Origin of the sequence: Paenibacillus taichungensis, assembly GCF_013359905.1 — a bacterium.
Lineage (GTDB): Bacteria > Bacillota > Bacilli > Paenibacillales > Paenibacillaceae > Paenibacillus > Paenibacillus taichungensis.
Map to the genome: position 1 here is coordinate 13,377 of NZ_JABMCC010000083.1, position 20,552 is coordinate 33,928.

20 protein-coding genes and 1 other annotated feature are annotated in these 20,552 nt (G+C 46.5%); all 20 genes read left to right on the plus strand.

Annotated elements, in window-relative coordinates:
* Window positions 1-2: 2 nt before the first annotated feature.
* The 20 genes from gltX to rpsG all read left to right on the plus strand — a co-directional run bounded on the left by gltX (window position 3) and on the right by rpsG (window position 20,515).
* Complete coding sequence (gene gltX, locus HP548_RS01380) at window positions 3-1,466, plus strand: glutamate--tRNA ligase (RefSeq protein WP_076292154.1); 1,464 nt, start codon at window positions 3-5, stop codon at window positions 1,464-1,466.
* A 594-nt stretch (window positions 1,467-2,060) separates the two neighbouring features.
* Entirely contained in the window at window positions 2,061-2,726 is a 666-nt protein-coding gene (gene cysE / locus HP548_RS01385; protein ID WP_076292156.1) for a serine O-acetyltransferase, read from the plus strand.
* A 29-nt stretch (window positions 2,727-2,755) separates the two neighbouring features.
* Window positions 2,756-4,156: a cysteine--tRNA ligase gene (gene cysS / locus HP548_RS01390; RefSeq protein ID WP_099859247.1), complete on the plus strand. Its 1,401-nt coding sequence runs from the start codon at window positions 2,756-2,758 to the stop codon at window positions 4,154-4,156.
* The gene (locus HP548_RS01395) at window positions 4,141-4,677 is read left to right on the plus strand and encodes a Mini-ribonuclease 3 (RefSeq protein ID WP_409347641.1); all 537 of its coding nucleotides are present in this window, start codon (window positions 4,141-4,143) and stop codon (window positions 4,675-4,677) included. Before cysS ends, HP548_RS01395 begins: the two co-directional genes overlap by 16 nt.
* Window positions 4,678-4,763: 86 nt before the next feature.
* Complete coding sequence (gene rlmB / locus HP548_RS01400; protein ID WP_062329492.1) at window positions 4,764-5,510, plus strand: 23S rRNA (guanosine(2251)-2'-O)-methyltransferase RlmB; 747 nt, start codon at window positions 4,764-4,766, stop codon at window positions 5,508-5,510.
* A gap of 5 nt (window positions 5,511-5,515) precedes the next feature.
* Window positions 5,516-6,037 carry an NYN domain-containing protein gene (locus HP548_RS01405; RefSeq protein ID WP_076292158.1) on the plus strand — a complete coding sequence of 174 codons (522 nt, stop codon included), beginning with the start codon at window positions 5,516-5,518 and terminating at the stop codon, window positions 6,035-6,037.
* 171 nt (window positions 6,038-6,208) lie between these two features.
* On the plus strand, window positions 6,209-6,853 hold the full coding sequence (gene sigH, locus HP548_RS01410; protein ID WP_024633601.1) for an RNA polymerase sporulation sigma factor SigH: 645 nt from the start codon (window positions 6,209-6,211) through the stop codon (window positions 6,851-6,853).
* A gap of 304 nt (window positions 6,854-7,157) precedes the next feature.
* A complete protein-coding gene (gene rpmG / locus HP548_RS01415) occupies window positions 7,158-7,307 on the plus strand; it encodes a 50S ribosomal protein L33 (protein WP_072735843.1) in 150 nt (49 codons plus the stop codon).
* A gap of 21 nt (window positions 7,308-7,328) precedes the next feature.
* A complete protein-coding gene (secE, locus tag HP548_RS01420; RefSeq protein ID WP_024633600.1) occupies window positions 7,329-7,520 on the plus strand; it encodes a preprotein translocase subunit SecE in 192 nt (63 codons plus the stop codon).
* A 22-nt stretch (window positions 7,521-7,542) separates the two neighbouring features.
* On the plus strand, window positions 7,543-8,076 hold the full coding sequence (nusG, locus tag HP548_RS01425; protein ID WP_024633599.1) for a transcription termination/antitermination protein NusG: 534 nt from the start codon (window positions 7,543-7,545) through the stop codon (window positions 8,074-8,076).
* A 68-nt stretch (window positions 8,077-8,144) separates the two neighbouring features.
* Window positions 8,145-8,570, plus strand: a complete 426-nt coding sequence (rplK, locus tag HP548_RS01430; RefSeq protein ID WP_076292159.1) for a 50S ribosomal protein L11 — start codon at window positions 8,145-8,147, stop codon at window positions 8,568-8,570.
* 95 nt (window positions 8,571-8,665) lie between these two features.
* On the plus strand, window positions 8,666-9,358 hold the full coding sequence (gene rplA, locus HP548_RS01435) for a 50S ribosomal protein L1 (protein ID WP_024633597.1): 693 nt from the start codon (window positions 8,666-8,668) through the stop codon (window positions 9,356-9,358).
* 68 nt (window positions 9,359-9,426) lie between these two features.
* Window positions 9,427-9,575: a sequence feature (ribosomal protein L10 leader region), on the plus strand.
* Between the two features lie 23 nt (window positions 9,576-9,598).
* Complete coding sequence (rplJ, locus tag HP548_RS01440; protein WP_076292160.1) at window positions 9,599-10,102, plus strand: 50S ribosomal protein L10; 504 nt, start codon at window positions 9,599-9,601, stop codon at window positions 10,100-10,102.
* Window positions 10,103-10,174: 72 nt separating this feature from the next.
* Window positions 10,175-10,537, plus strand: a complete 363-nt coding sequence (gene rplL, locus HP548_RS01445) for a 50S ribosomal protein L7/L12 (protein ID WP_076292161.1) — start codon at window positions 10,175-10,177, stop codon at window positions 10,535-10,537.
* A gap of 96 nt (window positions 10,538-10,633) precedes the next feature.
* The gene (locus HP548_RS01450) at window positions 10,634-11,251 is read left to right on the plus strand and encodes a class I SAM-dependent methyltransferase (protein WP_175380694.1); all 618 of its coding nucleotides are present in this window, start codon (window positions 10,634-10,636) and stop codon (window positions 11,249-11,251) included.
* Window positions 11,252-11,643: 392 nt separating this feature from the next.
* Complete coding sequence (gene rpoB, locus HP548_RS01455) at window positions 11,644-15,189, plus strand: DNA-directed RNA polymerase subunit beta (protein WP_076292163.1); 3,546 nt, start codon at window positions 11,644-11,646, stop codon at window positions 15,187-15,189.
* 112 nt (window positions 15,190-15,301) lie between these two features.
* Window positions 15,302-18,916 carry a DNA-directed RNA polymerase subunit beta' gene (gene rpoC / locus HP548_RS01460; protein ID WP_076292164.1) on the plus strand — a complete coding sequence of 1,205 codons (3,615 nt, stop codon included), beginning with the start codon at window positions 15,302-15,304 and terminating at the stop codon, window positions 18,914-18,916.
* Between the two features lie 216 nt (window positions 18,917-19,132).
* A complete protein-coding gene (locus HP548_RS01465) occupies window positions 19,133-19,381 on the plus strand; it encodes a ribosomal L7Ae/L30e/S12e/Gadd45 family protein (protein WP_076292165.1) in 249 nt (82 codons plus the stop codon).
* A gap of 153 nt (window positions 19,382-19,534) precedes the next feature.
* Entirely contained in the window at window positions 19,535-19,957 is a 423-nt protein-coding gene (rpsL, locus tag HP548_RS01470) for a 30S ribosomal protein S12 (protein ID WP_056697677.1), read from the plus strand.
* Between the two features lie 87 nt (window positions 19,958-20,044).
* Entirely contained in the window at window positions 20,045-20,515 is a 471-nt protein-coding gene (rpsG, locus tag HP548_RS01475) for a 30S ribosomal protein S7 (RefSeq protein WP_007432586.1), read from the plus strand.
* Window positions 20,516-20,552: the final 37 nt, after the last annotated feature.

Below are 20,552 nucleotides of genomic sequence, written 5' to 3' on the forward strand. Positions count from 1 at the left end.
TTATGAGCACCGAAGTTCGCGTGCGCTACGCGCCGAGTCCAACGGGACACCTGCATATCGGGAACGCCCGTACGGCGCTGTTTAACTATTTGTATGCCAAACATAATAACGGCAAATTCATTATTCGTATTGAGGATACGGACGTGAAACGCAACATTGCCGGTGGTGAGGAAAGTCAGCTGAAATACTTGAAATGGCTCGGAATCGAGTGGGACGAAAGTATTGATGTCGGCGGCGAGTACGGACCATACCGTCAGACGGAACGTTTGGATATCTATCGTAAGTATACCCAGGAGCTGTTGGATAAAGGTCTGGCTTACCGCTGTTACTGCACGGAAGAAGAGCTGGAACAGGAACGTGAGGAACAGACAGCACGTGGAGAAACTCCGCGTTATTCGGGTAAACACCGTGATCTGACACCGGAGCAACAGAGCGCATTTGAAGCAGAAGGTCGTGTGGCGAGTATTCGTTTCCGTGTACCGGAAGAACGCATCTATACGTTTGATGACATGGTCAAAGGAACAATCTCATTCAACAGCAAGGAATCCGGCGACTTCGTTATTGTGAAAAAAGACGGCATTCCCACGTACAACTATGCAGTTGCTGTGGATGATTACCTGATGAAGATCTCTCACGTCCTGCGTGGCGAAGATCACATCTCTAACACACCGCGTCAACTGATGATTTATGAAGCGCTTGGCTGGGAGCCGCCGCAATTCGGTCATATGACGTTGATCGTGAATGAAAACCACAAAAAGCTGAGCAAACGTGACGAGTCCGTTATTCAGTTTATTGAACAATATGATCAGCTTGGCTATCTGCCTGAAGCGATGTTTAACTTCATCTCCCTGCTTGGCTGGTCCCCTGAAGGCGAAGAAGAGATCTTCTCGCAGGAGCAGTTAATCTCCATTTTTGATACGAAGCGTCTGTCCAAGAGTCCGGCGGTATTTGATACCCACAAGCTGGCTCACTTGAACAACCATTACATCAAAAATGCGGACCCGGATCGCATTGCCGAAATGGCAATTCCACATCTGCAAAAGGCGGGACGTATTGCTGCTGAGCTCTCACCTGAACAGAAAGAATGGGCATATACGCTTGTTCATCTCTACCAGGAGCAAATGAATTCTGCCTCCGATATCGTGGAATTGTCGGAAGTGTTCTTCCGTTCCCACCTGGAGCTGGAAAGTGAAGGAGCTGCTGTACTGGCTGAGGAGCAGGTACCAACCGTTCTGAAGGCATTTGCTGATAAAGTACAGGCTAGCGACGAATTTACACCAAGCAAAATGGCTGCGCTGATCAAAGAAGTTCAGAAAGAGACCGGATTTAAGGGTAAACAGTTGTTTATGCCGATTCGTGTAGCTCTGACAGGACAGACTCATGGCCGTGATCTGAACCAAACGATTGTACTGCTTGGTCGTGATACGGTGATTGATCGATTGCATGCTCAGGTAAAAGGTGCATAAGAAACGCCCCTTTTAGAGTCTACTTTGGACTTATGGATAGAACTTCGTTTATACCGATATGAAGGAAGATTGTTGTCAGTCCATAACCTTTTCGCTATAATAGCAACACAAAGGTTAAATGGTATGATTTTATCATTCATCATAAAAACAGCAAAGACCGGGAGAAGTAGGCTGAACCGGACAGATTCAGAGAGGATGGCCCCGCAGTAAAGAACAGGATTCTTTGCTGCGGTGGCTGTGAGCCATCCGCTGTCCGTCAGTCGAAATGCACCCGTGAGCTGCATAGCCGAATCCGGCCCCGCCTCTCGTTATGTAGGAGAGAGGAAAACGTCAGGATAGGTTGTGACGGTTGGTTCCCGTTACGGAACTGTTGAGGGTTCATTCTTATGCAAGGATATGAGGAGGCTATAACAAACTTCCCAGTTCTTGTATGTTAAGGCATGAACCGAGCAGAGTGGGACCGCGATAAACGCCTCTGCAGCTTAATAGCTGCAGGGGCGTTTTCTATTTAGGTCGAGTCGGAAGTACACTACCATGAGGGCCGCGCCGTCCGGTAAGCCGGAGGACGAAGACCTGAACAAGAGGGGAACGAGCATGTTCAAGAAGATCAGATCAGATATCCAGGCGGTGTTTGAAAACGATCCGGCGGCCCGGGGATGGTTTGAAGTTGTATTTACCTACTCGGGGCTGCATGCGATATGGGCGCACCGTGTGGCACACTTTTTATACAAGCGGAAATGGTTTTCTTTCGCCCGGTTCATTTCACAGGTCAGCCGTTTTATGACAGGCATCGAAATCCATCCCGGCGCTACAATTGGCAATCGGTTGTTTATTGACCATGGCATGGGCGTCGTGATTGGGGAAACATGTGAAATTGGCGATGATGTTGTCATCTATCAGGGGGTCACACTTGGTGGAACGGGTAAAGAAAAAGGGAAGAGACATCCGACAATTGGCAATAATGTGGTTATCTCATCCGGGGCGAAGGTGCTAGGTTCCTTCAGCGTGGGGGATCAATGTAATATTGGTGCGAACTCTGTTGTACTGAAGGAAGTTCCTTCGAACAGCACCGTTGTAGGCATACCGGGCAGAATTGTGAAGCAGGATGGCCGCCGGGTGGACCGTCTGAATCAGCAGCTTCCCGATCCGGTCATCGATTCCCTGCGCACGATGCAGCAAGAAATCGAACGATTGCGTGAAGAAGTGCGTACTCTGCAGAGTACACGTGAAAGTGAGTATTCCCGTGGTACAATAGAATAATGATGGAAACGGATGAAAGGAAAGTGACTATGACGCTTCAAATTTACAATACGATGAGTCGTACCAAAGAGAATTTTGTTCCTCAAGAGCCGGGGAAAGTGAAAATGTATGTGTGCGGGCCGACAGTATATGATTACATTCATATCGGGAATGCACGTCCAGTTATCTTTTTCGACACGGTTCGCGGATACCTGGAACAGACAGGTCATGAAGTGAACTATGTCGTGAACTTCACGGATGTGGATGACAAACTCATTCGCAAGGCCGAGCAGCTTGGTACGGATGTTCCTCATGTCGCAGAAAAGTTTATTGCAGCTTACTACGAGGATCTCGAAGGGCTGGGTATTCCGAAGGCAAGCAGTAATCCAAGAGTGACGGAAAACATGCCGCTCATTATTGATTTTATCCGTGAATTGGTTGAAAAGGACTTCGCCTATGAAAATGGCGGTGACGTATATTATCGTACAGGCAAATTCGCGGAGTACGGCAAATTATCTAAGCAAAACCTTCAGGAATTACAGTTTGGAATCCGCATTGGTGTAGATGAGCGCAAAGAGCATCCGGAAGACTTCGTACTCTGGAAAGCTGCGAAGCCAGGTGAGATATTCTGGTCCAGTCCATGGGGGGATGGTCGTCCGGGCTGGCATATCGAGTGCTCTGCCATGGCACGGGAATACTTGGGGGATACGTTGGATATTCACGGCGGAGGACAGGATTTGCAGTTCCCTCACCATGAGTGCGAATGCGCTCAATCCGAGGTGTTGACTGGCAAACCACTGGCAAACTACTGGATGCATAACGGATTTATTCGTATTGATAACGAAAAAATGTCGAAATCACTCGGTAACGGAGTGCTTGTTAAAGACCTTCGCAATCAATATAAACGGGAAGCCATTCGTTATTTCATGTTGTCTACTCACTATCGCAATCCGTTGAACTTCACTGAAGATACGATGGAACAGGCACAGAATAGTGTGGACCGGATTGCCAATGCTGTAGGTAACCTTAATCATCGCTTGCAAGCTGTGAGCGTGGATCAGGCTGTGTCAGCAGAGTTTGCAACGAGACTGGAGCAGATTCGTCAGCAGTATCATGAGAAAATGCAGGACGACTTCAATACGCCTGATGCGATTACGGCACTGTTTGAATGGGCTGGGGAAGCTAACCAACTGTTGCAGCAAGATGTGGTAAACGCTGCGGACATTCGCGCCCTGCTGGAATTATTCAGTGAGCTGAATGCGGTGCTTCGCATCTATACCGAGGCTGAACCGGAGCTTTTGGACGAAGAAATCGAACGTCTAATTGAAGAACGTAACGAAGCGCGCAAGTCCAAAAACTGGGCGCGGGCTGATGAAATTCGGGATGAACTGTCTGCGCAGGGCATCTTGCTTGAGGATACAGCTCAAGGAATGAGATGGCGCCGCAAATGAGCGAAGAACAACTGAAAAAGTTGTCTGAAACCGTCGAACATGCCGAGCAACGGGAGGAACAACAGACAGATGAACAATCTCTGAGCGTTGACCAGGGAGGGTGGTTTCCTTATCCACCCTCTCGGCCTGCACGGTTAATTCCTCCCATCGCTCTCGCTTACATTGGTGATGCGGTATATGAGGTAGCCGTACGCCAGTATCTGTTGTCCAAAGCCAATATGCGTCCCAACCATCTACATCGTAGTGCGACGGGTTTGGTATCGGCGAAGGCACAGAGCCGTATTCTCACAGGTATTGAGGCTGAGCTGACCGAGGAAGAACGTGACATTGTCAGACAAGGTCGTAATGCCAAGTCTGGCAGTATTCCCAAAAACGCAGATGTTTTGGAATATAGACATGCCACAGCTTTGGAGTGTCTGATCGGTTACCTGTATAGCAGTGGTCGGCATGATCGCATGATTGAATTAATTCGCAAGGGCATCCAGCATGCGGAAGAACATTCGCATTCACCGACAAAATAATATAAATTACAACAAAGCCGCTTCTGTAAGATGTGCCGAATAGGGTGCAGTATATCACAGGGCGTTATAGAGAGGATCGAACAAAGATGGAAGAAGAATGGATCGCCGGTAAACACTCCGTGACGGAGGCGTTGCGTTCAGGCCGGACCATTAATAAAATATGGATTGCAGATACAGCGCAAAAACATTTGACGCAGCCCATTATTGCGGAAGCAAAAAAACTAGGGATTGTCATTCAACACGTGGACAAGCGTAAACTGGATCAAACGGTTCCGGGCATTCAACACCAGGGCGTGGTAGCACAAGCGGCTCCTTACGCTTATGTGGAGGTTGAGGACATTCTTGCTGCAGCGGCTGCAAAAAATGAACATCCATTTTTGATTTTGTTGGATGAAATTGAAGATCCACATAATCTTGGATCCATTTTGCGGACGGCTGACTGCACAGGTGCACATGGTGTCATTGTACCTAAACGGCGTTCAGCTGCAGTTACAGTGACCGTATCCAAAACATCAGCAGGTGCGGTGGAGTATGTGCCAGTGGCTCGTGTAAGCAATCTGGGTCAAACCATTGACCGTCTCAAGGAAGAGGGCGTGTGGGTCGTAGGTACCGATGTGGCTGCTCAGGAGAGCGTGTTTGGTAACGGAGTCTTTACAGGCCCGGTAGCCCTCGTGATCGGAAACGAAAACAAGGGAATGGGACGACTCATTCGTGAGAAATGCGATGTGCTGATCAAATTGCCGATGCAAGGTCAGATTAATTCCCTGAATGCTTCCGTGGCAGCGGGTGTTGTCATGTATGAAGTGCTCCGCTCGCGCCAAGCGCAGGACTAGAAGATATGGCTGATTCCCGTGATGTGCTTCTTGTAGACGGGTACAACATGATTGGTGACTGGCCGGAGCTATCCAGATTGGCGGAGAGTGGATTGGAGGAGGCCCGCAACAGGCTTCTCTCTCGACTAGCCGACTATCAGGCATTCTCTGGCCGGAGAGTCATTGTTGTTTTTGACGCCTACCTCGTGCCTGGACTCGGTAAATCCTTTACACAGAGCAAAGTGCAGATCTTTTTTACAAAGGAAAAAGAGACGGCAGACGAATGCATTGAGAGACTCGTTCGGGAACTAAGCACGCGAAGACGCCAAATCTATGTGGCTACAAGCGATATGGTAGAGCAGCATGTCATTTTTGGACAAGGAGCTCTGCGTGTATCCGCAAGGGAATTGCTGATCGAAGTAGAGCAGAACGAAAAAGAGTTACAGAAACGACTGGAAGAAGATCAAGCTAAAGCAACGCGAAATACACTCGGCGGCAAGTTAAGTCCGGATGTTTTGAAGCAATTTGAGCGATGGCGCCGGGAATAACAGCAGGCTTTTACAAAAATTAGAATTTTGAAACTCTTGACAATTATGTTATTGATGTTCTTTTTTAGGCAGAGCGTGGTTGACGGTGTGAGGTACCATCATATATACTGATCCTATATTTCATAGAGTAGAGTAACGGGGTACCTTGCGTTGCAGCCGGAGGGATTGTCTGTGAGTGTCGACCTCAAAGATATCATGTTATCCAAGTATGATTACCAAAGTGACGAAGACATTGTCGAAGCGGTCCGTGAAGGTGAAAGCGAAGCGCTGGAGTTTTTGATTAACAAATATCGTAACTTTGTACGCGCCAAGGCAAGATCTTATTTTCTGATTGGGGCTGACCGGGAAGATATCATTCAAGAAGGAATGATTGGACTCTATAAATCTATTAGAGATTTTAAAGGGGACAAGCTCGCTTCTTTCAAAGCCTTCGCCGAGTTGTGTATTACACGACAGATTATTACGGCAATCAAGACAGCAACACGTCAGAAGCATATTCCGCTTAATTCTTATGTATCACTGGACAAACCTATTTATGACGAAGAGTCCGATCGTACGTTACTCGATGTGATTTGTGGAACACAGGTCAGCGATCCGGAAGAACTTATCATCAATCAGGAAGAGTTTGTGGGCCTGGAAGATAAGATGTCTGAGATTCTGAGTGATCTGGAACGTAAAGTATTGATGTTGTATCTGGACGGGAGATCTTATCAAGAGATTGCAGTAGATTTGGACAGGCATGTAAAGTCCATTGATAATGCACTTCAGCGCGTCAAGCGTAAACTTGAAAAGTACCTGGAAGTTCGAGATAATTGAACACATGTTGTCGTTGAAGGAAAAGGCTCGGGGTTTGAGTCTTTTTTTGCTGCCTCAAGTTTATAAAGTTAAAGAATGATTATACTAGTAATCGCTTGGTCCATGCAGGAGAAGAGAAAAACAGAGAAGAGAAACTGAATGTGTTTGATAGGAACTTTTTACCCATTGATGAAAGGCTATTCTTTCATTGACATGGTTATACCCTTATGATAAAGTGTTTTAGGTAGGCCTAAATTCGCGGCTTTTTTTTAGGATCAATTTAGAGACTCCGCTTGAATGTGGAAGTCTTCGGGAGGTGTACATCATGCGGGTAATTATTACTTTGGCTTGTACAAACTGCAAACAAAGAAATTACACTACGACAAAAAACAAGCGTAATCACCCCGACCGCATGGAGATGAAGAAATTTTGCAAGTTTTGTAACGAGCAGACTTCTCATCGCGAAACCAGATAGTTTTTTGGAGGTGTAGTCGGCGTGAAACGTAGTTTCAAATCTCTGATTTCCTTTTTCTCTGAAAGCTGGGCTGAACTTAAAAAAGTTCGCTGGCCTAATCGTAAAGAGCTGACCAACTACACATTGATCGTTCTTGGTACTGTTGTGGTTATGACGCTGTTTTTTTGGGTCGTTGATATCGGCATCTCCGCTGTGATCGAAGCGATTATTTAAGAAGGGTCCCAGGTGGCTTGATATGGAAAAAAGATGGTACGTCGTTCATACCTATTCAGGGTATGAGAATAAGGTCAAAGCCAATTTGGAAAAACGCGTAGAGTCCATGGGCATGGAAGACAAGATTTTCCGCGTTCTTGTTCCTATGGAAGAAGAAGTGGTAAACAAAGACGGTAAGAAAAAAACCGTTATGCGTAAAGTTTACCCCGGATATGTCTTGGTGGAAATGGTCCAGACGGATGACTCTTGGTATGTTGTTCGCAACACGCCAGGTGTTACGGGATTTGTCGGTTCGACAGGTTCCGGGTCCAAACCAACAGCCTTGCTGCCTGAAGAAGTGGAACAAATTCTGAAGCACATGGGCATGGTTGAGCCGAAGCCTAAAATTGAATTCGATATTAAGGAATCCGTACGTATTAAAGTTGGTCCTTTTGCGAATTTTGTGGGCTCCGTGGAAGAAATCTTGGTAGACAAAAGCAAGTTGAAAGTGCACGTGAACATGTTTGGACGGGAAACACCGCTTGAGTTGGAATACACGCAAGTGGAGAAGATATAGTCTCTTCAAGTTTCTTGTGGGAGGGCTGTGAGGCCCGTTAACCACTATTTTGCAAGGAGGTGTCAATCATGGCAAAAAAGGTAATCAAAATGGTAAAACTGCAAATTCCAGCAGGTAAAGCGAATCCAGCGCCTCCGGTAGGTCCAGCTTTGGGTCAAGCAGGTGTCAACATCATGGCATTCTGTAAAGAGTTCAACGCTCGTACAGCCGATCAAGCGGGATTGATTATTCCTGTTGAAATCACAGTATTTGAAGACCGTTCCTTTACTTTCATTACTAAAACTCCACCAGCAGCAGTTCTGTTGAAAGTGGCAGCTAAAGTAGAAAAAGGATCCGGCGAACCGAACAAGAAAAAAGTCGCTACCGTTAAACGTGATGCGGTACGTCAAATCGCGGAAACAAAAATGCCTGACCTGAATGCTGCTGACGTTGAGTCTGCAATGCGTATGGTCGAAGGTACTGCCCGCAGCATGGGTATCACCATCGAAGACTAATTTTTCATCTGAAACATGGCTTCGTAAAGCCGGCCGATTCGCGGCCGGTTGATGTGGGAGGTATATCCGCTAACACCACAAAGGAGGAATATAACATGGCTAAACACGGTAAAAAATACCTGGAAGCTGCTAAGCTGATTGACAGCGAAGCAACTTACGAGCCTTCAGAAGCTGTAGAGCTTGTGAAAAAGGCAGCCACTGCAAAATTCGATGAAACTATCGAAGCGGCAGTACGCTTGGGCGTTGACCCACGTAAACAAGACCAGGCAGTACGTGGTGTTGTTGTCTTGCCACACGGCACAGGTAAAACACAACGCGTATTGGTATTTGCAAAAGGTGACAAAGCGAAAGAAGCGGAAGCGGCTGGCGCGGACTATGTTGGTGATGCAGACATGATCAACAAAATCCAACAAGGCTGGTTCGAATTCGACGTCTGCGTAGCGACACCGGACATGATGAGTGAAGTAGGTAAATTGGGCCGACTGCTCGGCGGTAAAGGTCTGATGCCTAACCCTAAAGCCGGAACGGTAACTTTCGATGTATCCAAGGCTGTTCAAGAAATTAAAGCCGGTAAAATCGAATATCGTCTGGATCGTGCAGGTCAAATTCATGCACCGATCGGTAAAGCTTCTTTCTCAGCAGAGCAATTGAATGAGAACCTTAAAGCTCTCATGGATGCTTTGACTCGTGCTAAACCGGCGGCAGCAAAAGGTGTTTATCTGAAGAATGTAAGTCTTTCTTCAACGATGGGCCCTGGAGCACGCGTGAACGCAGCATCTTTTAGATAAATATCACTTGACAGGCTTGTCCTGTTCTGATAATCTATAAAAGTTGTGAGTCCGAGTGACTGACCGTTGACATTTGAATATGCTTACCGTAGACAGTAGGTGCCTTTATGGCTTAATTTCCTGCCGAGGTGTGATTATAGAACTTAGAACGATGAAAATCGGTTATGAGTATATATCAAGCCTTCGTGATTCTACGGAGGCTTTTCTTAATGGGATAAATTTGATCAGGAGGTGTACAGTTTGGCAAACGCAAAAGTGATTCAAGCAAAACAAGAGTCCGTTGATGCAGTAACAGCAAAATTGCGCGAGAGCGCTACTAGCGTTGTTGTTGACTATCGCGGTTTGAACGTTGCCCAAGTAACTGAGCTGCGTAAGCAGCTTCGTGAAGCCGGAATCGAATTCCAAGTGCTGAAAAACTCGTTGCTTCGCCGCGCAGCAGCTGCAGCAGAACTGACAGAACTTAACGAAGTACTGACAGGTCCTAGTGCAATTGCATTCAGCGTAGACGACGTAGTGGCTCCAGCCAAAATTCTGAACGACTTCGCGAAAAAGAACGATGCACTGGAATTGAAAGGTGCAGTTGTAGAAGGTCGCGTAATTGGAGTACAAGAAGTCAAAGCGTTGGCAGAATTGCCATCCCGCGAAGGTCTCCTTTCCATGCTCCTCAGCGTGCTTCAAGCGCCAGTGCGCAACTTCGCGCTTGCGGTTAAAGCTGTTGCTGAAAAAGAAGAACAAGGCGCGTAAGCAACTTGATCTGAATGCTGCTTAAGCAGTGATGAAATACAAAAAAATAATATTATATATGGAGGTTCAATCATGAGTAAAGAGCAAATCTTGGAAGCAATTAAAGGCATGACTGTACTGGAATTGAATGATCTCGTTAAAGCAATCGAAGAAGAATTCGGCGTAACTGCTGCAGCTCCAGTAGCTGTTGCAGGTGGCGGAGCTGCTGCAGCTGAAGCTGAGCAATCCGAGTTCGACGTAATCTTGACTAGCGCTGGTGCTTCCAAAATCAACGTTATCAAAGCAGTTCGTGAAATCACAGGTCTTGGCCTGAAAGAAGCAAAAGAAGTGGTTGACAACGCTCCAAAACCACTGAAAGAAAAAGTAAGCAAAGAAGAAGCAGAAGCGGTTAAAGCTAAGCTTGAAGAAGCAGGCGCTTCAATCGAAGTTAAATAATTTAGCTTTCATTAGCTAGATGAACAAAACAACAAACCCCTTGACTTATATCAAGGGGTTTGTTGCTGTAATTGTATAAGGAAAGTGAGTGAGGACATGTCCAATCATTATTATTCGGACAAACCGCAAGTGGCACATGACAGACGGGCTACAGAAGCGGAGCTACGCGGATGGAAATTACGACTCGTTACGGATGCAGGGGTATTTTCCAAAAACGGAATCGATTACGGCAGCAGAGTTTTGATTGATGCTATAGAGTTGCCTGCTGGAGCTCATGTACTGGATGTGGGCTGCGGATATGGACCCATTGGTCTTACAGCAGCTAAACTTGTACCGGATGGACATGTCACCATGATCGATATCAATGAGAGAGCGGTTGAGCTTTCCAAGGAAAATGCAAAAGCGAACGACATAACGAATGTAACAGTTATGCAAAGCAATCTTCTGGCTGAAGTTAAAAAGGAAGACTTTGACGCGATTCTAACCAATCCTCCGATCCGTGCGGGTAAGGATACCGTACACACGATCTTTGAACAGGCTTATGGTCATTTGAAGATGGGCGGAGCGTTATGGATTGTCATTCAGAAAAAGCAGGGGGCACCTTCGGCAAAAGCGAAGCTGGAATCTCTCTTTGGACGAGTGGAGGAAGTAACGAAGGATAAAGGCTACCGAATTTTCAAAGCGGTAAAATTGGAAGAGGCGCCTTTAGGCTAAATCCTAATTTGTAAAGTAAGCAGGGCAGCATTTTTTTTGCAATAGGACTATTGACTTGAAATTCAGGCCGTGGTATTATTGTAAAATGTCAGTATTAAGATGCCCTATTTGGCTTTAGCTAACTAAAAATGTCAACCTTTTTTACGCCGAACGGGCTTATTATGCCTACGTTTGGCGTATAATATGTACATTTTGGGCAAACTGGGGATAAGTATGATTTGGAAAGACATCCGCCGATCAAAGTTGCTCTTTTTTCGAACGACATTCGAGTAAGGGCTTTTCTTTATTTGTGGATGCATTGCTTTGCTCTGTATGTGTACCATTATAAGGTTACAAACAGAGGTTCGCAACGAAATTTTTAAAGTGAGTAGACATTGAGGGGTGAGTTTAAGTTGGCAGGACATCTTGTTCAATATGGTCGACGCACTCGGCGCAGTTATGCACGAATTAACGAGATACTCGAAGTTCCGAACCTGATTGAGATCCAACAAAAATCTTACGATTGGTTTTTGGAGGAAGGGTTGCGCGAAATGTTCCAGGATATCTCGCCGATCCAGGATTTTACAGGTAACTTGATTTTGGAATTTATCGATTACAGTCTCGGTGAACCGAAGTATACAGTAGACGACGCGAAAGAGCGTGACGTTACTTATGCAGCACCGCTTCGGGTCAAAGTCCGGCTCATTAATAAGGAAACCGGCGAAGTCAAAGAGCAGGAAGTATTCATGGGAGATTTCCCGCTGATGACCGACACCGGCACATTTATTATTAATGGTGCGGAACGGGTTATTGTCAGCCAGTTGGTTCGCTCTCCTAGCGTTTACTTCAGTACTAAAGTAGATAAAAACGCCAAAAAAACGTATACCGCTACAGTTATTCCTAACCGCGGCGCTTGGCTCGAACTGGAGATGGACGCGAAGGATGTTGTTTACGTCCGGATCGACCGTACACGTAAAATACCGGTGACGGTTCTCCTGCGTGCACTTGGTTTTGGCACAGACGCTGAGATTCTGGATCTGCTCGGTAATGACGAATATATCCGCAATACACTGGACAAAGACAATACGGATTCAACGGAGAAAGCGCTGATTGAGATTTATGAGCGTCTTCGTCCGGGCGAGCCACCAACGCTTGATAATGCGAAAAGCTTGCTTGTAGCTCGTTTCTTTGATCCAAAACGTTATGACCTGGCTAATGTAGGTCGTTACAAAATTAACAAAAAGCTGCACATCAAGAACCGTTTGTTCAACCAACGTTTGGCTGAGTCTCTTGTAGATACCGAAACTGGCGAAATTATCGCTGAAGCAGGTCAAATGATAGACCGTCGTCTGTTGGATGAAATCATGCCGCAACTAGAGAAGAGTGTTGGTTTCCGCACATATCACGTTGCTAACGGCGTTTTGGATGCCAATGATATCCCGATGCAAACAATTGATGTGTTTTCACCAATTGAGGATGGTAAGGTCGTTAAACTGATTGCCAATGCTAACATTGATAAATCAGTGAAGAACGTTACACCGGCTGATATCATTTCCTCAATCAGTTACTTCATTAACCTTCTGCATGGCATCGGAAGCACAGATGATATCGATCACCTGGGTAACCGTCGTCTCCGCTCGGTTGGTGAACTCTTGCAAAACCAATTCCGTATCGGTTTATCCCGTATGGAACGTGTAGTTCGTGAGAGAATGTCCATCCAGGATGCTAACGTAATCACGCCTCAGGCTTTGATTAACATACGTCCTGTTATCGCATCCATTAAAGAGTTCTTCGGTAGCTCGCAATTGTCACAGTTTATGGATCAAACGAACCCACTGGGTGAGTTGACGCATAAACGCCGTCTGTCCGCACTCGGACCGGGTGGTTTGACACGTGAGCGTGCCGGCATGGAAGTCCGTGACGTGCATCCATCCCACTATGGCCGGATGTGTCCAATCGAGACACCAGAGGGACCAAACATTGGTTTGATCAACTCCTTGTCGACATTTGCCCGTGTGAACGAATATGGATTCATCGAAGCTCCTTATCGCTGGGTCGATCCGAAGACTGGTGTCGTAACCGAGCAAATCGATTATCTGACAGCAGACGAAGAGGACAACTATGTAATTGCTCAAGCGAATGCGAAGCTGAATGAAGACAGTACTTTTGCTGAAGAAGCGATCATTGTACGTTACAACAAGCAGTCGGATAACATCCTTACGATGCCGAGTGAACGTGTTGACTACATGGACGTATCTCCTAAGCAAGTTGTATCTGTCGCTACAGCGCTCATTCCGTTCCTTGAGAACGATGACTCCAACCGTGCGCTCATGGGATCGAACATGCAGCGGCAAGCCGTTCCACTCTTGATTCCTAAAGCTCCGCTGGTCGGAACAGGTATGGAACATAAAGCCGCGAAAGATTCCGGTGTATGTATTGTCTCCAAATATGACGGGATTATTGAACGTTCTTCTGCGAATGAGATTTGGTTGCGTCGTGTTGAAGAAGTTGACGGTCAAGAAGTCAAAGGCGATATCGTTAAATATAAATTACACAAATTTATGCGTTCGAACCAAGGAACATGCATTAACCAACGTCCGATTGTCAAAAGAGGTGCTGTTGTCAAAGCTGGCGACATCCTTGCAGACGGTCCTTCGACGGAAATGGGTGAATTGGCACTTGGACGTAACGTAGTTGTTGCTTTCATGACTTGGGAAGGTTACAACTACGAGGATGCGATCTTGCTCAGCGAAAAACTCGTTAAAGAAGATGTGTATACATCCATTCATATCGAGGAATATGAGTCAGAAGCACGTGATACTAAGCTCGGACCTGAAGAGATCACGCGTGATATCCCGAACGTAGGGGAAGAAGCGCTTCGTAATCTGGATGAGCGCGGTATTATCCGTATCGGTGCTGAAATCAGTGCTGGCGACATTCTGGTTGGTAAAGTAACACCAAAAGGTGTAACGGAACTGACTGCAGAAGAACGTCTCCTGCATGCGATCTTCGGTGAGAAAGCACGTGAAGTACGTGATACTTCCCTGCGTGTACCTCACGGTACTGACGGTATCGTAGTTGATGTAAAAGTCTTTACCCGTGAAAACGGTGATGAACTGCCTCCAGGTGTTAACCAACTCGTTCGTGTCTATATCGCTCAAAAACGGAAAATTTCCGAGGGTGATAAAATGGCCGGACGTCACGGTAACAAAGGGGTCGTGGCCCGTATCCTGCCGGAAGAAGATATGCCTTTCCTGCCGGACGGTACACCAGTTCAAATCGTTCTTAACCCGCTGGGCGTACCTTCCCGGATGAACATTGGTCAAGTACTTGAAGTTCACTTGGGTATGGCAGCCATGCAGCTCGGTATTCACGTAGCTACTCCTGTATTCGACGGAGCGAAGGAGTATGACGTCTTCGATACGATGGAAGAAGCAGGTATGCAGCGAAATGGTAAAACCGTTCTGTACGACGGTCGTACGGGAGAAGAGTTCGAACGTGAAGTTACTGTCGGCGTCATGCATATGATCAAGCTGGCGCACATGGTTGACGATAAAATCCATGCTCGTTCCACAGGTCCTTACTCACTCGTTACGCAACAGCCTCTGGGTGGTAAAGCCCAGTTCGGTGGACAACGTTTCGGGGAGATGGAAGTATGGGCGCTTGAGGCTTATGGTGCGGCCTATACACTGCAAGAAATCTTGACTGTTAAGTCCGATGATGTTGTAGGTCGGGTGAAAACGTATGAGTCCATCGTCAAAGGTGAGAATGTTCCTGAACCAGGTGTTCCTGAATCATTCAAAGTATTGATCAAAGAGCTGCAAAGCTTGGGTATGGACGTTAAGATTTTGAGCGAAGATGAGCAAGAGATTGAAATGAAAGAAATGGACGATGAAGATGACGCTGCGAGCGATAAGCTCAGCCTCAACCTTGAGGGTACAGAGGTCGGAGCGGAATAACCGCTTCGGGCGCATGATGACCGGCGTTTTTCATCAGGCTCGCGTCTTGCTCCGGCTTCGGCCGGAGGGGGCGTAACCTAGAATACAGGACTTGGTTAAGGAGGGTTGCTCCTTGTTGGACGTCAACAATTTCGAATACATGAAGATCGGGCTTGCTTCCCCAGAAAAAATTCGTTCTTGGTCCCGCGGAGAAGTGAAAAAACCGGAAACGATCAACTATCGTACGTTGAAACCGGAAAAAGAAGGGCTGTTCTGCGAAAAGATTTTTGGCCCTACAAAAGACTGGGAATGTCATTGCGGTAAATACAAACGCGTCCGTTATAAAGGCGTTGTCTGTGATCGTTGTGGCGTTGAAGTGACACGTGCGAAAGTACGCCGCGAACGGATGGGCCATATTGAGCTCGCTGCTCCGGTATCGCATATCTGGTACTTCAAAGGTATTCCGAGCCGCATGGGTCTCGCTTTGGATATGTCTCCAAGATCTCTCGAGGAGATTATTTATTTTGCATCATATGTAGTAACTGATCCAGGAGAAACTCCACTGGAGAAAAAACAGCTGTTGTCCGAGAAAGAATACCGCAGCTACCGTGAGAAATACGGATATGGATTCCAAGCTGGCATGGGTGCAGAAGCGGTTAAAAAACTGCTTCAAGACCTTGATGTGGATAAAGAGCTTGAATTCCTGAAGGAAGAGCTCCGCACTGCACAAGGACAACGTCGTAACCGTGCGATTAAACGTTTGGAAGTTATCGAAGCATTCCGCAACTCGGGTAATAAACCTGAGTGGATGATCATGGATGTACTTCCTGTTATCCCACCGGAACTTCGTCCGATGGTACAGCTGGACGGTGGCCGTTTTGCAACGTCTGACCTGAATGACCTGTATCGCCGTGTAATCAACCGGAACAATCGTCTGAAACGTTTGCTTGACCTGGGCGCGCCAGACATTATCGTACAAAATGAAAAACGGATGCTGCAGGAAGCTGTTGACGCATTGATCGACAACGGCCGTCGTGGACGCCCTGTAACGGGTCCTGGTAACCGTCCATTGAAATCCCTCAGCCACATGCTGAAAGGTAAACAAGGACGTTTCCGTCAGAACTTGCTCGGTAAACGGGTTGACTATTCGGGTCGTTCCGTTATCGTAGTTGGACCTTACCTGAAAATGTATCAGTGTGGTCTGCCTAAGGATATGGCACTTGAACTGTTCAAGCCTTTCGTTATGAAAGAGCTTGTAAATAAAGGGCTTGCCCACAACATCAAGAGCGCTAAACGTAAAGTTGAGCGTGTAAGTCCTGAAGTATGGGATGTTCTTGAAGAAGTAATTAAGGAGCACCCGGTTCTGTTGAACCGTGCCCCTACGCTTCACAGACTCGGTATTCAAGCATTTGAACCGATTCTCGTTGAAGGTAAAGCCATCCGTCTTCACCCGCTCGTATGTACGGCATACAATGCCGACTTTGACGGTGACCAAATGGCCGTGCACGTTCCATTGTCTGCTGAAGCTCAAGCAGAAGCACGTATCCTGATGCTTGCATCAGGTAACATTTTGAACCCGAAAGACGGTAAACCGGTTGTTACCCCTTCCCAGGATATGGTGCTTGGTTCTTACTACCTGACCATGGACAACAAGGAAGAAAAAGGAACAGGTATGATTTTGCGCACGGTAAACGAAGCTGTATCCGCGTACCAACGTGGAACTGCTGGTTTGCATGCACGTGTAGCGATCCCGGTTAGAGCGCTTGGCAAAACAAGCTTTACCGATGAACAACAAGATGCAATGTTGCTGACTACTGTCGGTAAAATCATCTTCAATGAAATCTTCCCGGCAAGCTTTCCTTACATCAATGATGCAACTCGTGCGAACCTTTACCAGGGTACAGCTGAGCATTCATTTGTTTATGAGAAGGGCGCTGACCTTAGAGAAGCGATTATGAACGCTCCTTTGGCTGGTGGTGTCGGTAAAGAATATCTCGGTTCGATCATCGCACGTTGTTTTGAAATTTATCATACAACGGAAACAGCCGTTATTTTGGATAAAATCAAACAACTCGGATTCACATACTCCACTCGCGCTGGTATTACGGTTGCGGTATCGGATGTTATCGTTCCGGAAGAGAAAACCGAAATTCTTAGACAGTCGGAAGAAAAAGCACAAATCGTTACGAACCAGTACCGTCGTGGTCTGATTACGAACGAAGAGCGCTATGACCGCATCATTGATATCTGGTCGAAATCGAAAGATGATATCACCGAGATTCTGATGAAATCGATGGATCGTTATAACTCCATCATGATGATGGTTGACTCCAAAGCACGGGGTAACAAATCGCAAATCACCCAACTGGGCGGTATGCGTGGTCTGATGGCCAACCCATCCGGTCGAATCATTGAACTCCCAATCAAATCGAACTTCCGTGAAGGTCTGACGGTACTCGAGTACTTCATCTCGACTCACGGTGCCCGTAAAGGTTTGGCCGATACGGCCTTGCGTACAGCGGATTCAGGTTACCTGACTCGTCGTCTCGTAGACGTGGCACAAGACGTGATTGTGCGTGAAGATGATTGTGGTACAGATAAAGGCTTTACGGTAAGTCGTATCCAGGATGGTAAAGAGGTTATCGAGGATCTCTACGACCGTATTGAAGGCAGATACTGCTTCGAAACTGTTCGTCATCCGGAAACAAAAGAAGTTATTGCACATCGCAATGAGCTGATTGATTCTGATAAAGCAGAGGCGATCATCAAAGCTGGCGTAACCAAATTGCAAATCCGTTCCGTACTCAGCTGCCGTGCTCGTCACGGTGTCTGCAAGAAGTGTTATGGTCGTAACTTGGCGACTGGTAAACACGTGGAAATCGGTGAAGCAGTTGGTATTATCGCAGCACAATCCATTGGTGAGCCAGGAACACAGTTGACAATGCGTACGTTCCACACCGGTGGTGTAGCTGGAGACGATATTACGCAAGGTTTGCCGCGTATCCAGGAGTTGTTTGAGGCTCGTAATCCTAAGGGTCAAGCAACAATCAGTGAGATTGATGGTGTTGTCAAAGAGATTCGCGAGGCGAAAGATCGTCGTGAAATCGAAATTCAAGGTGAAGCAGAATCCAAAGTTTACTCTGTTACCTATGGTTCCCGTGTACGCGTAAGCGAAGGCATGGAAATTGAAGCTGGTGACGAGTTGACAGACGGTTCTATCGATCCAAAAGAAATGCTGCGCATTAAAGGCGTACGTGGCGTACAGAACTACATTTTGCAGGAAGTACAGCGCGTATATCGTAACCAAGGCGTAGAAATCAATGACAAACACGTTGAAGTTATGATCCGTCAAATGTTGCGTAAAATCCGTATCGTCGATGCAGGGGACACTACGTTGTTGCCAGGATCGTTCGTGGATACGCATGAGTACGAAAGAGCTAACAAAACAGCGATTCTGAGTGATAAAGAGCCAGCGGTTGCGAAACCAATCCTGCTCGGTATTACGAAAGCATCCCTGGAAACTGACTCCTTCCTCTCAGCGGCATCGTTCCAAGAAACTACACGTGTCCTGACAGATGCAGCGATCAAAGGTAAAGTCGATCAGTTGCTCGGTCTGAAAGAAAATGTAATCATCGGTAAATTGATTCCTGCAGGTACGGGCATGAACCGTTACCGTAGCATCAAATTTGCTGAGCCAGAAGATGGCCAATCTTCAGTAGAAGAACTTGAGCCAGTTTCGGTTGATTAAATAGATTTGCTAACTTTATTCTGATGAATAGGATAAGTTAAGGTTTTGTATGCCAGGGGGCGGACGACTGTTTTATGCAGACGGACGTTTCCCGGTATAGCAAAACTTGCAAATAAATGTTTTAGGATTAGCATTGACATTGCTTGCGCTAGATGCTAATATATCAAAGGTGCGTGGGCAGCTGATTGTATATGGTCTTATTCGGAGGAATGAACAATGTCTAATGAAAAAGGTCTGCAAGATGCTCATGTCAAAATTGGTACCAAACAGACCATGCGGATGGTCCAGTCAGGAATGGCTGCTGAAGTCTATGTGGCTGAAGATAGTGATCCGCAGCTCACTTCCAAAATCATTGCCTTGTGTGAACAACACAATGTGAAGTACACGAAAGTGGACACAATGAAAAATCTCGGCAAAGCTTGCGGGATTGGAGTGGGAGCAGCAATGGCTGCTGTCGCAAAATGATAGAGTAAGGAACGTTTTTGTCCGAGAACTTTTAGGGATTCTCCAAGGCAAAAACTTTTCATTTGTCTTTTTATGAACCGCCTGGGTCTGTGGACTTAGCGTAAAGAGGTTTATAAAGAAACATGAACAATTGAGGAAGGGGGTGGCAATCACATGCCAACTATTAACCAACTGGTTCGTAAAGGACGTCAAGCTAAAGTTGATAAGTCCAAATCGCCAGCTTTGCAAAAAGGGTTCAACGCTTTGAAACGTGAATCTACTAACATCAGTGCCCCACAAAAACGTGGTGTCTGCACTCGTGTAGGTACAATGACTCCACGTAAACCAAACTCTGCACTTCGTAAGTATGCCCGTGTTCGTTTGACGAACCGTCTCGAGGTAACTGCTTATATCCCGGGAATCGGACATAACCTTCAAGAGCACAGCGTTGTGTTGATCCGCGGAGGTAAAGTTAAAGACCTTGCAGGGGTTCGTTATCACATCGTTCGTGGAGCTCTTGATACTGCAGGCGTAAACAACCGTATGCAAGCTCGTTCGAAATACGGTGCTAAACGTCCAAAAGCTAAAAAAGCCTAAAACATTATAAGTAGCCATCCTATATACCTTTTGGATTAATATCTGAAAGTGTTGGATCGGCTCAACAAGAAAGAAAGGGGGATATCCATGCCACGCAAAGGTCCAGTTACGAAAAGAGACGTGTTGCCAGATCCGGTATACAACTCCAAGTTGGTTACTCGTTTGATCAACCGCATCATGCTCGACGGAAAACGCGGTGTTGCTCAAAGCATTCTGTATAATGCGTTCAAGTTGATTCAAGAACGTACGGGTAATGACCCGATGGAAGTATTTGAAGCAGCAATCAAGAATATCATGCCAGTCCTGGAAGTTAAAGCTCGCCGTGTCGGCGGTGCCAACTACCAAGTACCAATCGAGGTAAAACCAGAGAGACGTACTTCTTTGGGATTACGTTGGCTCGTGAACTACTCCCGCAACCGCGGTGAGAAAACAATGGAAGAGCGTTTGGCTGCTGAGATCATCGACGCTTCCAACAACACAGGCGCTTCCGTTAAGAAACGCGAAGACACGCACAAAATGGCTGAAGCGAACAAAGCGTTTGCTCACTACCGTTGGTAGGATTCAGTTCACAATAATAACTTCAATTTTGAAGGGA

Bases quoted from the DNA above. Each gene is read 5' to 3' on its own strand.
- nusG (WP_024633599.1), top strand. From the start codon at position 7,543: ATGGAAAAAAGATGGTACGTCGTTCATACCTATTCAGGGTATGAGAAT.
- gltX (WP_076292154.1), top strand. From the start codon at position 3: ATGAGCACCGAAGTTCGCGTGCGCTACGCGCCGAGTCCAACGGGACAC.
- rplA (WP_024633597.1), top strand. From the start codon at position 8,666: ATGGCTAAACACGGTAAAAAATACCTGGAAGCTGCTAAGCTGATTGAC.
- rpmG (WP_072735843.1), top strand. From the start codon at position 7,158: ATGCGGGTAATTATTACTTTGGCTTGTACAAACTGCAAACAAAGAAAT.
- HP548_RS01450 (WP_175380694.1), top strand. From the start codon at position 10,634: ATGTCCAATCATTATTATTCGGACAAACCGCAAGTGGCACATGACAGA.
- cysE (WP_076292156.1), top strand. From the start codon at position 2,061: ATGTTCAAGAAGATCAGATCAGATATCCAGGCGGTGTTTGAAAACGAT.
- HP548_RS01465 (WP_076292165.1), top strand. From the start codon at position 19,133: ATGTCTAATGAAAAAGGTCTGCAAGATGCTCATGTCAAAATTGGTACC.
- rplK (WP_076292159.1), top strand. From the start codon at position 8,145: ATGGCAAAAAAGGTAATCAAAATGGTAAAACTGCAAATTCCAGCAGGT.
- rplL (WP_076292161.1), top strand. From the start codon at position 10,175: ATGAGTAAAGAGCAAATCTTGGAAGCAATTAAAGGCATGACTGTACTG.
- HP548_RS01395 (WP_409347641.1), top strand. From the start codon at position 4,141: ATGGCGCCGCAAATGAGCGAAGAACAACTGAAAAAGTTGTCTGAAACC.
- rlmB (WP_062329492.1), top strand. From the start codon at position 4,764: ATGGAAGAAGAATGGATCGCCGGTAAACACTCCGTGACGGAGGCGTTG.
- HP548_RS01405 (WP_076292158.1), top strand. From the start codon at position 5,516: ATGGCTGATTCCCGTGATGTGCTTCTTGTAGACGGGTACAACATGATT.
- cysS (WP_099859247.1), top strand. From the start codon at position 2,756: ATGACGCTTCAAATTTACAATACGATGAGTCGTACCAAAGAGAATTTT.
- rpsL (WP_056697677.1), top strand. From the start codon at position 19,535: ATGCCAACTATTAACCAACTGGTTCGTAAAGGACGTCAAGCTAAAGTT.
- rpsG (WP_007432586.1), top strand. From the start codon at position 20,045: ATGCCACGCAAAGGTCCAGTTACGAAAAGAGACGTGTTGCCAGATCCG.